The following is a 15,245-nucleotide window of genomic DNA, read 5'->3' as shown; positions in this document are numbered from 1 at the left end:
GCAAACTTTTTCCAGATTGCCCTGATAGCGTTGGAAGGAGTTGCAGGAAACGCGCGGGAATCGACGATGAACCACCAGTCCCTGTCCACGGCCCGTTATGTCAGCCGGCTGACCCGCCAGACCCTGGCTCTGATCCTGGCCGGCGGTCGCGGTTCGCGGTTGCGGGATCTGACGGACTGGCGTGCCAAACCGGCCGTGCCGTTCGGCGGCAAATTCCGGATTATTGATTTCGCGCTCTCCAATTGTGTGAACTCCGGCGTTCGCCAGATCGGGGTGGTTACCCAGTACAAGTCGCATTCCCTGATCCGTCATATCCAGCGTGGCTGGGGCTTCCTGCGGGGAGAACTGGGGGAGTTCGTGGAGCTGCTGCCGGCCCAGCAGCGGATCGAGGCGGCCTGGTATGCCGGCACCGCCGACGCGGTGTTACAGAACCTCGACATCATCCGCAGCCACCGGCCGGCGTTTATCCTGATCCTTGCCGGCGACCACATCTACAAAATGGATTACGGCACCATGCTGGCGTTTCATGTGGAGAACAACGCCGACGTCACCGTAGGCTGTGTGGAGGTGCCCCTGGCCGAGGCGTCCAGTTTCGGGGTGCTGGCGGTGGACTCGAACAGCCGGGTGCAATCGTTCCGGGAGAAGCCCGCCGACCCGAGTCCAATCCCCGGCACGCCGGATAAGGCCCTGGTGTCCATGGGAATCTACGTGTTTCGCACCGAGGCCCTGTGCGATCGGGTCCTGGCGGACCACCGGCTGGAAGGCTCGCACCACGATTTCGGCCGGGACATCATTCCCGCCATGGTGGAAAACGCCAAAGTGGCGGCGTTTCCGTTCCGGGATCCGTTTCGCAAGCGCTCGGCCTACTGGCGGGACGTGGGCACTGTCGATTCCCTGTGGCAGGCCAATCTGGAACTCACCGAACCGTCACCGGAACTGGATCTCTACGACTTCAGTTGGCCCATCTGGACGTTCCAGGAGCAACTGCCGGCCGCCCGTTTTGTCACTGCTGACGGCTACAGTGGCGTGGCCGAGGACGCCATCGTTGCCGGTGGTTGCCTGGTTAAGGGCGGGCGGGTGTCACGTTCGGTCCTGTTCTCCCGCGCGACGGTCGCACCCGGCTCGGAGATTGAACAGACCGTGGTGTTCCCGGATGTCAGCGTCGGTCGCCACTGCTGCATACGGCGCGCGATGATCGACCGCGGCTGCCGGATTCCGGACGGCATGCACATCGGCATCGACCCGGCTATCGATGCCCAGCATTTCCACATCTCGCCCGGTGGCATTGTGGTCGTCACGCCCGAGCGACTGGGGCAGGATTACCCCCGTGGCCTCTGACTGGCAGGCCAGCGTGGTGCTCGGCTGGCACCTGCACCAACCGGGCTACAACCTGCCGGAGGACGGTCCATTTGTGCTGCCCTGGAGCTACCTTCATGGCATCGGCGGCTATTGCGACCTGATCCACCGGCTGGAGGAAGATCAGCATGCCCGGGTCGTGATCAATTTCTCGCCGGTGTTGCTGGAGCAGTTACTGACCTACAGCCGGCGCCTTCAGGCGGTGCTCACCGGCTCGGCCGAACGGGTGGACGATCGCCTGCTGGATGCACTATACGCCGAAATCTTGCCGGATCCGGCTACAACCGACGCCGCAGAACTGCTGGCCTTTTGCGCCCAGCAGATCCCCGACTGGCTCACCCGTACCTTGCCGGCCGCGGCCACGGGCTTGGCGCTGGCCCGAACGTTCCTGGAGGATCCCGCAAGACGGCCCTATCTGCCTCCGTCGCTGCTGGCGGACCTGCTCGTCTGGCTGCATCTGGGCTGGTGTGGTGAGAGTTTGCACCGGGACAGTGACGTGGTGCGCTCACTGATGGCCCAGGGACGGCAATTCGATCTCCGGCAGCGCCGGGCACTTTTCCGCCTGATTGCCGACGTCCTCGACGGCTTGCTGCCCCGGTATCGTCGGCTGGCGGAGCGGGGTCAGATCGAGCTGAGCCTGAATCCTTGGGGGCATCCCATCCTGCCACTGCTACTGGATCTGGACAGTGCCCGGGAGTCAATCCCGGACATCACGTTGCCGGAGGCGGCCTATCCGGACGGCGAGGCGCGGGTGGTCTGGCACTTGAACGCGGCATTGGACACTTTCCGCACCGTGTTCGATACCCGGCCCAGCGGCGTCTGGCCCTCCGAGGCAGCGATCAGCCAGCCGGCCTTGGACTGCCTGGCCAAGGCCGGTTTCGCCTGGTTTGCCAGCAGCGCCCGGGTGCTGCCGCATGAAGGCGCGCCAGATCTCGTCACGACTCATGGGGTCTTTCGCCACGCCGACGGAGAGCTCAGGGGATTCTTCCGGGATGATGGCCTGTCCGATCTGATCGGCTTCATATACCAGGGCTGGGAAACGGAGCCGGCCGTCGCGCATTTTATCGAGCAGCTCGAAGCGATCGGGCAGGGCCACCAGGGGCCGGCGCCCTGCGTGATCACGGTCTTCCTGGACGGAGAAAACCCCTGGCCGAGCTATCCCGACCGGGGCTGGCATTTCACCCGGATGCTGTATCGCGCGCTCGCCGTCCACCCGCGTTTGCAGCTTTCTCTCTTCCGGGAACTGGTCAGCGTCCCGGTGGTGGGGGCGATTCCGGATTTTCGCGCTGGCAGTTGGGTGGGCGGCCGACTGGATACCTGGATCGGTCACCCTGACAAGAATCGGGCCTGGATGCTGCTGACCGAAGCCGCCGGGCAGGTGCGGCCTTTACTCGAAGCCGGTCAATTCCCCCCGGACAAGGCCCGGGCGATCGAAAAGCAGTTAGCGGTCTGCGAAGGCTCGGACTGGTTCTGGTGGATGGGTGAAGGGCACGACGCGGTCGCTGTGACGCCTTTCGAGCGCCTGTTCCGCCAGCAGTTACAGGCGCTTTATCGGATGGTCGGGCTGGCGCCGCCGTCCCACCTGTTCCAGGCCGTGAGTCTGGGATCACGCAGCGGCGCCGGCGTGCACACCATGCTGGGCGACGAAGAGTAATCCGGGGTGCCGTCTGGAAGAGCGAAAATCTGATCCGGGTCAATGAGCGCGCGGTCAGGGCATCGGAAAATAAATTAAATGGAGGTGACTTATGGATCATCGTCAAGGCATTCGTCTGTCCGCCCGACTACCTGTCACCCTGATCGACAGTCGGGGGTTCCAGTACAACACCCACACCGCCAATCTCGGCCGCAGTGGCTTCTTCATCGCGATGCCGCCCGGTACCTTTGCGGTCAACCAGCCCGTCGAGCTGCAATATCTCTCGCCCGATGAGTCCTCGAAGAAAACCCGGCGCTATTGCCGGATTTCCCACGGCATGGTGGTCCGGGTCGAGAATCACGGCATTGCCGTCGAGTTCGATGCCATGACGGCGCGGCAGCGGGACGATGTCTCCAGGCTGCGGCGGTGGCTGGCTGAGCACCGGCGGGCTGTCTCCGGGCATTCTGCTGGTGCGGCCAGCTATGAAGGCGCTTGAGAGTTATCTGGCCCGACATTTGCCACCGCCGCTAAGCCCGCTGGCCGCGCTGGCTCTGGACCTGCAATGGACCTGGCACCATAGCGGCGACGCCATATGGCGCACCATGGATCCGGCGCTCTGGCACAGCACGCGCAATGCCTGGCTCGTCCTGCATTCCATTTCCGACGAGCATCTGGAGCAGCTGGCCGGGGATGCGGAGTTCCTGGCCCTGGTACAGCAACAGCTGGACGAGTATGCCGCCCAGCAAGCCCAGAAAACCTGGTTCGAAACCGAGTATCGGGGCACACCGTTCGGCACGGTGGCTTTCTTCTCCATGGAATTCGGTATCACCGAGTCGCTGCCCATCTACTCGGGCGGGCTGGGTGTGCTGGCCGGCGACCTTCTCAAATCCGCCCACGATCTTGGCGTTCCGGTCGTTGCCGTTGGTCTGTTCTACCAGCAGGGGTATTTCCATCAGAGCATCACCAGCACCGGCCGCCAGTTGGAGTTCTTCCCCTACAACGACCCGTCCATGTTGCCCCTGTCACCCCTGCGTGACGACGCAGGACAGTGGATCCACATCACCGTCGAGTTTCCCGGGCGCCCCGTTCGCCTCAGGGCCTGGCAGGCGACCGTCGGTCGCTGTCGCCTGTTGCTGCTAGACAGCAATGATCCGCGTAACGATCCCGGTGACCGGGGGATCACCAGCGAACTCTACGGCGGCGATGACGAGAAGCGGCTGGAGCAGGAGCTGCTACTGGGCATTGGCGGCTGGCGCCTGCTCGAAGCGGCCGGCTTCGAGGCTTCGGTATGCCACATGAACGAAGGGCATACGGGATTTGCCGCGCTCGAACGGCTGCGCCGATACCGGGAGGTGCATCAGACCAGCTTTGAAGCGGCCCGGGTGGCCACTCGTATCGGCAATATCTTTACCACGCACACCCCGCTGCCGGCGGGGTTCGATCGATTTCCGGTCGATCTCGTCCGCAAGTACCTGTCCGGCTTGACGGAGCCTCTTGGTCTCTCGCTGGACGATCTGATCAGGCTGGGCCAGCCGGCTCAGGGCAGTGATGGTATCTTCAACATGGCGTTCCTGTCCCTGCGACTGGCGGGCGCCGTCACCTGTGTCAGCAAGCTGCACCAGACCGTGTCCCGGGAAATTCTGCGGCCGGTTTTCCCCCGTTGGCCGGACGACGAAGTGCCGATCCTGGCCATCACCAATGGCGTCCACACGCCCTCCTGGGATTCGCCGGAGGCGGACGACCTCTGGACCCGCCAGTGCGGTAAACATCGCTGGTGCCACACCATGGTGGGCCTGGATGAGGCCATCCAAACGGTAGACGACCATGCCCTGTGGCAGTTGCGGGTGAAAAATCGCAGTCGGCTGCTGACGTTCGTGCGGGAACGGTTGCGTCAGCAGGGCGGCCGGCAGGGCGCTTCGATGGACACGGGCGACCGTCTTGAAGACGACGTCCTCACCCTCGGCTTTGCCCGCCGCTTTACCGCCTACAAACGACCCGACCTGCTGTTGACGGACCCGGACCGATTTGCCGCCATGCTGAGCCAACCGACACGTCCGGTACAGCTGATCCTGTCGGGGAAGGCGCACCCGAAAGATATCGACGGCAAGGAACGGCTGGCGCGGTGGCACGCCTTCATGCAACGGGAGGACGTGGCGGGGCGTGTCATTTTCCTGGAAGACTACGACCTGCGGATTGCAGAGATGATGGTGCAGGGCGTTGACGTCTGGATCAACACGCCGCGGACCTCTTGGGAAGCCTGTGGTACCAGCGGCATGAAAGTGCTGGTCAACGGCGGGCTGAACCTGTCGCAATTGGATGGCTGGTGGGCCGAGGCCTGGTCGCCGGAGGTGGGCTGGGGGATTGGTGCCGAACACATTGCGGACGACGCGCTGGACGCCGAAGCCTTGTACACCTGCCTTGAAAACGACGCCATTCCGCGTTTCTACGACCAGGACATGGAAGGCCTGCCACGCCAATGGCTGGCCACGATGCGAGCCAGTATGGCCACACTGACCGCCGAATATTCCGCTAATCGCATGCTGCGGGAATACGTTTTCCTGTGTTACGAACGCGCCGGCCGACGGCTGGCAGAGCTGAACCGGGTGGGCGTGGCTGAGGTGGCGGGCTGGCTGGAAGGGCTTACCCGGCAATGGCCGTCGATCCGGTTCGGCAACCTGGCGATCAACGAGGGACCGGCTGGCGACCGGTTTGTGGTGCAGGTGCACCTGGGGCTGATGTCGCCGGACTGGGTTCAGGTGGAACTCTATGCCCACGCCGATGACGGCGGCAGCATTACCTGCACCATGGAGCGATCGGCCGAGTTGGTGGGCTCCGTCGGGGCTTACAATTACGTCTGCGACGTGCCCTCTGTCCGTCCGGTTAACGATTTCACGCCGCGCATCGTGCCCCGGGACCCCCACGGCGTTCTGGAGGCGCCGTTGGAGGTCGGTTTGATTCTCTGGTATCGATAGCGACCCTACACGCCGAACGGATAGGTGTCGGGCATCCCCTTGATGGCCGTCGTGGTGAGTGGGGTGACCGCCTGGGTTCGATCGAACCAGACGAATTCATCGAACTGGTCCGGCAGGCTGGCGTGGTAGTAGTGGCTTTGTCGTTCCGTCTGTGGCCGGTAGATCACGCCGATGGCCCGCTGCAGGTATTGGTGCCGCAAGTGGTAGATGAGTTCGGGATCGCCATGACGTAAGGGCAGCAGGGCCCGCTCGATGCCGCTGTCGTGGAACAGGCGTTCGTAACTGCCGGGCAGGGCCGGGCGCACGGACTTGATTTCCATGCGGGCGCCCCAGTCGGAGGCGGCTGCCACCGTGCCGGTATCCGTACCGAAGCCAATATTGAACATCTGATCGCCGAAACGGGCCCGGGCGAGTCGGCCGATATTGAATTCCCCGCGTCTTCCCATGTCCGTAGCGTCGCTGTCGCCGACGTGGGAGTTGTGCGCCCAGACGATGCCCCGACTACCCTCGCCATAGTGGGCCAACAGCCGTTCCAGCGTTGCGAACATGTGGGTATCGCGGAGGTTCCAGGCGTTGTTTTCCGAGAAGAACATCGTGCGGTAGTACTCCTCGGCGCTCGCCACCAGGTTGGCGTTCTGCAGCATGTCGAACACCCGTTCACCGTCATGGGCTTCCAACTGCCGGTGGTGTTCGTACAGGGTGCGGAGGGTTTCCAGGATGGCGTTCTCGCAGCTTCGGAAGCCCGGCTGGATGGCCGAACGGGCGTACTCGATCGGATCGTCCCGATAGGGCAGCAGGCACTGGTAGCGATGCAGGGCCTGGTTGGCGGTGACCGGGTCGTGATCCCGCAGGAAACGGATCACTTCATGGATCGAGGTGTACAGGCTGTAGAGGTCGAGACCGTGGAAGGCGACACGGGTCGGCAGGACGTGCGTGCTGTTCCAGCCTCTGAGCCAGTCCACGAACCGTCTTACCTCCTCGTTGCGCCACATCCAGGTGGGGAAGCGGGCAAAGGCGGTCCACTCTGACGCCGGGTATTCCTTGTGACGCACGTAGTGGTCGATGCGCGAGGCATCCGGCCAGTCCCCCTCGATGGCCACGAAGCTGAAATGACCGCGTTCGATCAGGGCCCGGGTGATCTTGGCACGAGTCTCGTAAAACTCGGAGGTGCCGTGAGAGGACTCACCGATCATCACCACCCGCGCATCGCCAATACGCCGCATTAACCCGCTAAGCGGCAGGTCGGCAATTTCCCGGAACGGGATGCAGGCTTTGGCCAGCCGGGTTGTCAGTGCCGCTTTTGAGAGTTGGGTGTCCATGTGTTTTCCCCCGTTGTCGAAACGACGTTCTGCTCATCCTTTCAGCCTGAACTGAAGCGGAGCCGGAATGTTGATCTATCTCAAACAACGGTGGATGGCGCGATCCAGAATAAAAGAGTCGCCTGTACAGGGTGTTTTTTTAGGAGATCGATGTCATGGGATTACTGACAACAACGAACGGTGCATTGATGCGCCTCCAGAATGAAATCAACCAGTTGATGCGTTTCAATCGGTGGGACGAGCTGGACGACGACATGATGATGCTGGAACCCGGGTGGGCGCCGGCTATCGATGTCAAAGCGGAAAAAGGGCACTATAAAATCCGCGCTGATGTGCCCGGGGTCGATCCAAAAGATATCGACGTGCGGCTGGATAAAGGCATGTTGACGATTCAGGGCTCCCGAAACGAAGAGAAGAAGTCCGAAGAGAACGGTTTTCAGCGGGTCGAGCGTTTCAGCGGGTCCTTCTATCGGCGCCTTTCCCTGCCGGGCAGTATCGATTCCGACAAAATCAAGGCCAAGGTCAATAACGGGGTGCTTGAAATTATCGTGCCTCGCGAAGAAGCCAAACCGGCCAAGCGTATTACGGTTGAATCCTGAACTACGGAATCCGGGCGGTCGACCAGAATGGCCGAACGCCCGGCGTCGTGATCAATGCGGGACCTTATGGAAGTAATGTTGTACGTGGGTCGATGCCTCGGAGGGTGACATAGCGCTCGCGGCCTGCACATCCCTAACGGTAAATGGATATTGCGGATGGTCCTGAAGAAAGTGGTGATAGTTCTTCTTGGCCTCGCCGGGGCCGAATAGCAGAAGCGCTTCAGCCCCGGCGAGGTGGTTCGAGATATCCTCAAAATACCGGTTCAATGCCTGCTGATAGCGGCGATCCCGGTGATCTTCGGCCACCACGTCCTGATGGCCGAAGGGTTCCTTCTGGCGCTGTCCGCCGGATGATTTCGACGGCCGCCGTGCCTGCGACTCCACGATGGTGACCCGGGGGTGACTGTCTGTCAGCCGGATGACAATCGCTTTCCTGTGATCGAGCCAGACGCCTGCATGAACGCTCATGGTGTTTCTCCAGAGTCCAGTGGTGGGATCTGTCATGAGCATGTCTGGTTTCAGTCCGGAAATATTGATGTACCTCAAACACCCGTGCGACTCGGGACACGGTTCGGGCCATGGCCGCATTGCGCTGCATGACCCGCCTGTCTGGACAGGTGACGGAACAGAGGACATAGTGTGTTGCCGGGCACAGGGCCGGTGGCAACAGGCCCTGACCGAAGGCACCTCAAAATAACAACGGACACAATCGGCTTCGCGCAATGACTGCAGTAACCCATTCCGTATTGGTCGTGGATGACGATGAAGACATCTGCGAATTGCTACAGACCTTTCTCGGGCAGGCCGGCTATCACGTGCGGACCGCTTCCGATGGCGAGGCCATGCGGGCCGCCATGGATGACTGTCTGCCGGATGTGCTGATCCTGGACATCATGCTGCCCGGCGACGACGGCTTCACCCTGTGTCGCTGGGTGCGGGATCATTTCGCCCTGCCCATCATCATGCTGACCGCCAGTTCCGACGAAACCGACAAGGTGATCGGTCTTGAACTCGGCGCGGACGACTACATCGCCAAACCCTTCAGCGCCCGGGAACTCCAGGCCCGGATCAAGGCGCTGTTGCGGCGTTCCCAGTTGAGCCAGCAGGGGTTCCGGCGCTACGTCCGGTTCGCCCAGTGGCGGCTGGATTGTCAGACCCACGAGCTGAATGACCAGGGCGGGCAGCGCATCAGCCTGTCCGGGGCGGATTTCGCGTTGCTCAAGCTGTTCGTGGATCACGCCAACAGCATTCTCGATCGCGACACCATCGCCGGCGTTACCCGCGGGCGAGAAGCCGATCCGCTGGACCGGGTGGTTGACGTGGCCGTGTCGCGGTTGCGGCACCGGTTGGGGGACAAGGGCCGCCAGCCCAAGCTGATCCGCACGGTGCGCGGCGCGGGCTACATGCTCACGGCTACCGTCAGTTACGAGAATGAGTAAAGTCCGGGCCCTGTTCCAGCGCATCCGGCCCCAGTCCCTGCTGACGCGGATGCTGTTGTTGACCCTGGTTGCGGTGGTGCTGGCCCAGGGGATCTCCACCGCATTCTGGTACACCACCTTCCGCGCCCAGGAAACCGCCGGGCTGATCAACAGCAGTCGCAATCTGGCCTATTCCGCGGCGGCGACGGTCCGCTTTTTCAAGTCGTTGCCGCTGGAATACCGGCATATCGTGCTGGAGCAGTTGCGCAACATGGGCGGTACGCGCTTTTTCGTCTCCCTGAACGAGCGGGAAATCGCCCTGAAGCCGTTGCCGGATACGTCCCGCAAGGCGGAGGTGGTGGATGCAGTGTCCGAGGTGCTGCGGGAGCGCATTGGCGGCGATCTGCCCATTCGGGTGGAGTTCGTGGCGCCGGAGGATCTGCGCATCCTCAACAGCCAGATGAAGCTGACGGATCTGCCGCCCTCCTGGGCCAATTACGCGCTCAACCTTGATCCGATCAATCCGCCGGTGCTGGTGACGCAGATCGAGATCGCCCCCGATGAGTGGCTGTATCTGGCGACGCCGCTGCCAGCGCCCTATGTGTCGCTCGAGGACAACAGCGGCCTGCCCAAACAGCAGATCTTCTTCATTGGCCTGTTGACCATTTTCCTGCTGACCTTCATCGCCCTGCTGGTGCGCTGGCAGACCCGGCCGCTGCGACGGCTGGCCCGGGCCGCCCGGGAAATGCCGTTTGACGACGATCGCCCGCCGCTGGCGGAGCGGGGCAGCAGTGAGGTGGTTGCCGTCACACGGGCCTTCAACACGCTGCGGGACCGGATCCAGCGCTACCTGAAGGATCGCGAGCAGTTGTTCACCTCCGTGTCCCACGACTTGAAAACGCCGATCACCCGCCTGCGCCTGCGCAGCGAACTGCTTGACGATGAGATGCTGCGTTCCAAATTCGAGAAGGATCTCCAGGAGTTGGATCTGCTGGTGAAGAGCGCGCTGCAGTCGGTCAAGGACAACGACATCTATGAAAATATGGAGTCGGTGGACGTGCATGGCCTGATCGACCAGGTCACTGAACCGGCCGCCCGCACGCCGGGCAAGGTCTCTCTGGAGGGGCGGGCCCGACGGCCGTACCGTTGCAAGCCGCTGGCGCTTCGGCGATGCATCGGGAACCTGTTCGATAATGCGCTAAAATACGGGGAACGGGTCACGATCCGTATCGAGGATTCCCCCACGACCTTGACCCTGCATTTCGAGGACGAGGGGCCGGGGCTGCCGCCGGACCAGCTCAAGAAGATCTTCGAGCCCTACTACCGGGCGTCACCCAGCGCGCCGGGAGAAGGGCTTGGCCTGGGTATTGCCCGGGCGATCGCCCACGCCCACGGGGGGGATGTCGAAGCCTCCAACCGGGAACAGCGTGGGTTGCGGTTGACGCTGATCCTGCCGCGGAATCCGGATTAATCCTCCTGGCCTGTCCGGGGCCGAGCCTTGCAGTTGCTGCGTTTCAGGTCAATGTATCGATCCGGTTACATTGACCTTGCACTTTGATACGTCAGGCTTTTGCCCCTTGCCATAGACTCGAATGACGTTGTCGAGCGCTGACAGCGAAAAAATGACATTCACAACAACAACAAGGTGCCAACCTATGAAACCGATCAGGCATTTACTGGCCGCTATCGGCCTGAGTTTTGTGCTTTCCCCGGCGCACGCCGGCCAGGTCGAGGTGCTCCACTGGTGGACATCCGGTGGCGAGGCCAAGGCCATGGGTGTCCTCAAGGAAATGATGGAAGAGCAGGGTCACACCTGGAAAGACTTCGCTGTCGCCGGTGGTGGTGGTGAAGCCGCCATGACCGTCCTCAAGACACGCGCAGTATCTGGCAACCCCCCGGCCGCGGCCCAGATCAAGGGCCACGACATCCAGGAGTGGGCCAAGCTGGGCTTCCTGACCAATCTCGATGACGTGGCCAAGGAAGAGAAATGGGATCAGGTCCTGCCGCCGATTGTTTCCGACATCATGAAGTATGAAGGCCATTACGTGGCCGTTCCGGTCAACGTACACCGGGTCAACTGGCTGTGGGTCAACCCCGACGTGTTCAAGAAAGTCGGTGTCGAAGTCCCGCACACCTGGGACGAGTTCTTTGAGGTCGCTGACAAGATCAAGGCGGCCGGCATCATCCCGCTGGCCCACGGTGGTCAGGCCTGGCAGGACGCGACTGTGTTCGAGGCCGTTGCCCTGGCGGAGTTGGGTCCCAAGGACTACACCGCGGCTTTCGTGAATCACGATATGGACGTGCTGTCCGGCCCGAAAATGGTCGAGGCGCTGACCAAGTTCCACAAGATCCGCGACTACATCGACCCGAACGCGGTTGGTCGTGACTGGAACGTGGCCACCAAGATGGTCATCAACGGCGACGCCGCCATGCAGATCATGGGCGACTGGGCCAAGGGCGAGTTCACGGCGGCCGACAAGGTGGCCGGTAAGGACTACGAGTGCGTTCCGGCTCCGGGCACCGAAGGATCCTTCACCTTCAATATCGACTCCCTGGCCATGTTCAAGCTGAACAACGAGGCCAACGAGAAAGCCCAGATGGATCTGGCCCGCACCATCCTGCGTCCGAAGTTCCAGACCATCTTCAACAAGGCCAAGGGTTCCATCCCGGTTCGGACCGACGTGGACATGGCCAGCTTTGACGATTGCGCCAAGGCATCCATGAAGGCCTTCAAGGCCACCGCCGAGAACGGCGGCCTGGTACCGAGCATGGCGCACGGCATGGCGACCACCAGTGCCGTCCAGGGCCAGATCTTTGATGTGATCACGAACTTCTTCAACACCAAGGATGCGGATCCCGAGGCGACTGCCAAGCAGTTGGCTTCTGCTGTCCAGTCCGCGCTCTGATCTAACCCTGCAAGACCGGATGGGGCGCTGGCCTGTGCCCCATCCGCTGACCGATAACGGTTGAGGAGTTCTCACCATGGCTCACTCTGGTGTGGTGTCGGAAACGACATCCCAGCCCGCCCGTGGCCGACTGACCCAGCGTTTACAACAATGGTTGCCCAAATTGGCGCTTGCGCCGACGGCTGCCATGGCGCTTGTTGGCATCTACGGGTTCATGTTCTGGACCGGTGTCCTGTCGTTCACCGGCTCCACTTTCCTGCCCAGCTACGAATTCGTGGGCTTTGACCAGTACGTGCGTCTGTTCGGCAATGCCCGCTGGCTGACCGCCTGTACCAATCTGGCCATATTCGGCTTTCTGTTCATCTTCTGCTGCCTGGCGATCGGCTGTTTCCTGGCGATCCTGCTGGATCAGCGCATTCGCAACGAGGGCGTGATCCGCACGATTTACCTGTATCCGTTGGCCCTGTCCATGATCGTGACCGGGACCGTGTGGCAGTGGATTCTCAATCCCAGTCTGGGGCTGGAGAAGCTCATGCACGACTGGGGGTGGACCAGCTTCCAGTTCGACTGGCTGACCAATCCCAACATGGTGATCTACACCATCGTCATCGCCGCCGTCTGGCAGGCGTCCGGCTTCGTCATGGCGCTGTTCCTGGCCGGCCTGCGGGGCATCGATCCGGCCATCATCAACGCGGCCCGGGTTGACGGGGCGAGCCTGCCGCGGATCTACCTGCGGATCGTGCTGCCGTCGATGCGGCCGGTGTTCTTCAGCTCGGTGATGGTGCTGGCGCATATTGCCATCAAGAGCTTCGACCTGGTCATGGCGATGACGTCCGGTGGTCCGGGCTATGCCTCCGACCTGCCGGCCATGTTCATGTATTCATTCACGTTCACCCGGGGCCAGATGGGCCTGGGGGCCGCCAGTTCCATCATGATGCTGGCCATGCTGCTGGCGATCCTGGTGCCTTACCTGTATTCGGAACTGAGGGGACAACGCAATGGCTAGTCACGCAGAGAAGAAACTCACCCCCAGCCGGATCCTGATCTATGCCACGCTGCTGCTGGCGTGTGTGGCTTACCTGATTCCGGTGTTCATCATGATCATCACCAGTTTCAAGACCACCGGCGATATCCGCTCGGGCAACCTGATGAGCTTCCCGGAAGTCTGGTCCGTCGACGCCTGGATCAAGGCCTGGTCCTCCGCCTGTACCGGCGTGCAGTGTAATGGGGTCAGCGGATTCTTCTGGAACTCCATCAAGATGGCAGTTCCGGCCGTCCTGATCTCCACCGCCCTGGGCGCGATCAACGGCTACGTGCTCGCCAAGTGGCGCTTCCGTGGCTCGGACATCTTCTTCAGCCTGTTGCTGTTTGGCTGCTTCCTGCCGTTCCAGGTGATCCTGCTGCCGATGGCCGCGACCCTGGGCAAAATGGGCTTGGCCAACACGACCACCGGCCTGGTGATCGTCCATGTGGTCTATGGTGTGGCCTTCACCACGCTGTTTTTCCGCAACTTCTACGTGGGCGTGCCGGACGCGCTGATCAAGGCGGCCCGCCTGGATGGCGCCGGATTCGTGACCATCTTCGTGCGTATCCTGCTGCCCATGTCCGTGCCGATCATCATGGTGTGCATCATCTGGCAGTTCACCCAGATCTGGAACGATTTCCTGTTCGGGGTGGTGTTTGCCAGCGGCGACAGCCAGCCGATCACCGTCGGCCTGAACAATCTCGTCAATACCAGTACCGGTGTGAAGGAATACAACGTCGATATGGCTGCCGCCATGATCGCCGCCCTGCCAACACTGGTCGTCTATGTCCTGGCAGGGAAGTATTTCATTCGCGGACTGACGTCCGGCGCTGTTAAAGGTTAGAGGTCTGACAATGGCACAATTACAACTCAAGGGTATCCGCAAGACCTACGGTAACGCTGTCCAGGAGACGCTCAAGGGCATCGATATCAACATCGAATCCGGTGAGTTCCTGATCCTCGTAGGCCCCTCCGGCTGCGGCAAGTCGACGCTGATGAACAGCATTGCCGGCCTGGAAACCGTCACCGAGGGCAGCATCCTGATCGACGGCCGTGATGTGACGCACGCCGAACCCAAGGACCGCGACATCGCGATGGTGTTCCAGTCATATGCTCTGTATCCCACCATGACCGTGCGCGAGAACATCGCGTTCGGCCTGAAGATCCGGCGGATGCCCAAGGAAGAGATCGACGCGGAAGTGGCGCGGGTGGCCAAACTGCTGCAGATCGAGCCGTTGCTGGACCGCAAGCCCTCGCAGCTGTCCGGTGGCCAGCAGCAGCGGGTGGCGATGGGCCGGGCACTGGCCCGCCGTCCCAAGCTCTACCTGTTCGACGAGCCCCTGTCCAACCTGGACGCCAAGCTGCGGGTGGAAATGCGCACGGAAATCAAGCGCCTGCACCAGCGCCTGGGCACCACCATCGTCTACGTGACCCACGACCAGATCGAGGCCATGACGCTGGCGGACCGGATTGCCGTCATCAAGGACGGGGAACTGCTGCAGTTGGGTTCGCCCAAGGAAATCTACGAGCGTCCGTCCTGTCGCTACGTGGCCAGCTTCATCGGCTCTCCGGCCATGAGCTTTATCCCGCTCAAGGTGGAGCGCGACGGTGGCAACCTGCGCGCCAGCCTGCGCAGTGCCGATGACGACCAGATGTATGTGCCGTTGCCTGAGAAACTGGCCGCCTACGAGGGCAAGGAGATCCACCTGGGTATCCGCCCAGAGCACATTACCCAGCCCCTGGCGCACAAGGCCGGGCAGGAGGCGACATCATCCGGCAAGTTCCGGATCGAGGTGACCGAGCCGACCGGGCCGGACGTGATGGCGCTGATCCGGATCAACGACACCGAGGTGCATTGCCGGCTGGATCCGGACCACACCGTGGACCCCGGCGAACCCGCCGAGCTGATGATCGACCTGAGCCGTGCCATCTACTTCGAGGCCGGCAAGGAAGCCCGCATCGACGTCTGATCCGGTCCCACCCTTTGCCCCGGCCGGTATCTCCTCGTGGCGGCCGGG

At 62.1% G+C, this 15,245-nt stretch carries 13 protein-coding genes; 11 read left to right on the top strand and 2 right to left on the bottom strand.

Features of this window, described 5'->3' with window-relative positions:
• The first annotated feature begins 66 nt into the window (after positions 1-66).
• The 4 genes from glgC (at position 67) to glgP (ending at position 5,961) form a co-directional block, all read left to right on the top strand.
• Positions 67-1,338, top strand: coding sequence for a glucose-1-phosphate adenylyltransferase (gene glgC / locus EZI54_RS00760; RefSeq protein WP_165495643.1), 1,272 nt, complete (start codon positions 67-69; stop codon positions 1,336-1,338).
• Positions 1,328-3,010, top strand: coding sequence for a glycoside hydrolase family 57 protein (locus EZI54_RS00755; protein WP_165495642.1), 1,683 nt, complete (start codon positions 1,328-1,330; stop codon positions 3,008-3,010). The genes glgC and EZI54_RS00755 overlap by 11 nt, the downstream gene beginning before the upstream one ends.
• Positions 3,011-3,101: 91 nt before the next feature.
• A complete protein-coding gene (locus tag EZI54_RS00750) occupies positions 3,102-3,485 on the top strand; it encodes a PilZ domain-containing protein (protein ID WP_131478036.1) in 384 nt (127 codons plus the stop codon).
• Positions 3,472-5,961, top strand: coding sequence for an alpha-glucan family phosphorylase (gene glgP, locus EZI54_RS00745; RefSeq protein WP_131478034.1), 2,490 nt, complete (start codon positions 3,472-3,474; stop codon positions 5,959-5,961). Before EZI54_RS00750 ends, glgP begins: the two co-directional genes overlap by 14 nt.
• Positions 5,962-5,966: 5 nt before the next feature.
• On the opposite strand, the gene EZI54_RS00740 is transcribed toward glgP, so the two are convergent.
• Positions 5,967-7,280 (bottom strand): erythromycin esterase family protein, encoded by a 1,314-nt coding sequence (locus tag EZI54_RS00740; protein ID WP_131478032.1) that lies wholly within the window; start codon positions 7,278-7,280, stop codon positions 5,967-5,969.
• A gap of 155 nt (positions 7,281-7,435) precedes the next feature.
• On the opposite strand from EZI54_RS00740, the gene EZI54_RS00735 reads away from it, so the two are divergent.
• Entirely contained in the window at positions 7,436-7,879 is a 444-nt protein-coding gene (locus EZI54_RS00735) for an Hsp20/alpha crystallin family protein (protein WP_131478030.1), read from the top strand.
• 51 nt (positions 7,880-7,930) lie between these two features.
• Here the strand turns inward: EZI54_RS00735 and EZI54_RS00730 are convergent, their stop codons facing one another.
• Positions 7,931-8,347 carry a hypothetical protein gene (locus EZI54_RS00730; protein ID WP_131478028.1) on the bottom strand — a complete coding sequence of 139 codons (417 nt, stop codon included), beginning with the start codon at positions 8,345-8,347 and terminating at the stop codon, positions 7,931-7,933.
• A 254-nt stretch (positions 8,348-8,601) separates the two neighbouring features.
• Here EZI54_RS00730 and EZI54_RS00725 point away from each other — a divergent pair, with 254 nt between their 5' ends.
• From EZI54_RS00725 to EZI54_RS00700, 6 genes are all read left to right on the top strand, one after another.
• Complete coding sequence (locus EZI54_RS00725) at positions 8,602-9,318, top strand: response regulator (RefSeq protein ID WP_123633083.1); 717 nt, start codon at positions 8,602-8,604, stop codon at positions 9,316-9,318.
• Positions 9,311-10,768: an ATP-binding protein gene (locus EZI54_RS00720; protein WP_165495641.1), complete on the top strand. Its 1,458-nt coding sequence runs from the start codon at positions 9,311-9,313 to the stop codon at positions 10,766-10,768. The genes EZI54_RS00725 and EZI54_RS00720 overlap by 8 nt, the downstream gene beginning before the upstream one ends.
• A 184-nt stretch (positions 10,769-10,952) precedes the next feature.
• On the top strand, positions 10,953-12,203 hold the full coding sequence (locus EZI54_RS00715) for an ABC transporter substrate-binding protein (RefSeq protein WP_131478026.1): 1,251 nt from the start codon (positions 10,953-10,955) through the stop codon (positions 12,201-12,203).
• A 76-nt stretch (positions 12,204-12,279) separates the two neighbouring features.
• A complete protein-coding gene (locus tag EZI54_RS00710) occupies positions 12,280-13,209 on the top strand; it encodes a carbohydrate ABC transporter permease (protein ID WP_131478024.1) in 930 nt (309 codons plus the stop codon).
• The gene (locus EZI54_RS00705) at positions 13,202-14,071 is read left to right on the top strand and encodes a carbohydrate ABC transporter permease (protein ID WP_131478022.1); all 870 of its coding nucleotides are present in this window, start codon (positions 13,202-13,204) and stop codon (positions 14,069-14,071) included. The genes EZI54_RS00710 and EZI54_RS00705 overlap by 8 nt, the downstream gene beginning before the upstream one ends.
• Positions 14,072-14,081: 10 nt before the next feature.
• Positions 14,082-15,197, top strand: coding sequence for an ABC transporter ATP-binding protein (locus EZI54_RS00700; protein ID WP_131478020.1), 1,116 nt, complete (start codon positions 14,082-14,084; stop codon positions 15,195-15,197).
• Positions 15,198-15,245: the final 48 nt, after the last annotated feature.

It is taken from the genome of Marinobacter halodurans (genome assembly GCF_004327985.1).
GTDB classification, from domain to species: domain Bacteria; phylum Pseudomonadota; class Gammaproteobacteria; order Pseudomonadales; family Oleiphilaceae; genus Marinobacter_A; species Marinobacter_A halodurans.
Note: the sequence above shows the minus strand (reverse complement) of the source record. Positions and strands in the feature narration are given on the sequence as shown.

What these genes read in the sequence shown, in the direction of transcription:
- EZI54_RS00710 (WP_131478024.1), top strand. Translation starts at nt 12,280, where the DNA reads ATGGCTCACTCTGGTGTGGTGTCGGAAACGACATCCCAGCCCGCCCGT.
- EZI54_RS00720 (WP_165495641.1), top strand. Translation starts at nt 9,311, where the DNA reads ATGAGTAAAGTCCGGGCCCTGTTCCAGCGCATCCGGCCCCAGTCCCTG.
- EZI54_RS00700 (WP_131478020.1), top strand. Translation starts at nt 14,082, where the DNA reads ATGGCACAATTACAACTCAAGGGTATCCGCAAGACCTACGGTAACGCT.
- EZI54_RS00705 (WP_131478022.1), top strand. Translation starts at nt 13,202, where the DNA reads ATGGCTAGTCACGCAGAGAAGAAACTCACCCCCAGCCGGATCCTGATC.
- glgC (WP_165495643.1), top strand. Translation starts at nt 67, where the DNA reads ATGAACCACCAGTCCCTGTCCACGGCCCGTTATGTCAGCCGGCTGACC.
- EZI54_RS00735 (WP_131478030.1), top strand. Translation starts at nt 7,436, where the DNA reads ATGGGATTACTGACAACAACGAACGGTGCATTGATGCGCCTCCAGAAT.
- glgP (WP_131478034.1), top strand. Translation starts at nt 3,472, where the DNA reads ATGAAGGCGCTTGAGAGTTATCTGGCCCGACATTTGCCACCGCCGCTA.
- EZI54_RS00725 (WP_123633083.1), top strand. Translation starts at nt 8,602, where the DNA reads ATGACTGCAGTAACCCATTCCGTATTGGTCGTGGATGACGATGAAGAC.
- EZI54_RS00715 (WP_131478026.1), top strand. Translation starts at nt 10,953, where the DNA reads ATGAAACCGATCAGGCATTTACTGGCCGCTATCGGCCTGAGTTTTGTG.
- EZI54_RS00750 (WP_131478036.1), top strand. Translation starts at nt 3,102, where the DNA reads ATGGATCATCGTCAAGGCATTCGTCTGTCCGCCCGACTACCTGTCACC.
- EZI54_RS00740 (WP_131478032.1), bottom strand. Translation starts at nt 7,280, where the DNA reads ATGGACACCCAACTCTCAAAAGCGGCACTGACAACCCGGCTGGCCAAA.
- EZI54_RS00730 (WP_131478028.1), bottom strand. Translation starts at nt 8,347, where the DNA reads ATGAGCGTTCATGCAGGCGTCTGGCTCGATCACAGGAAAGCGATTGTC.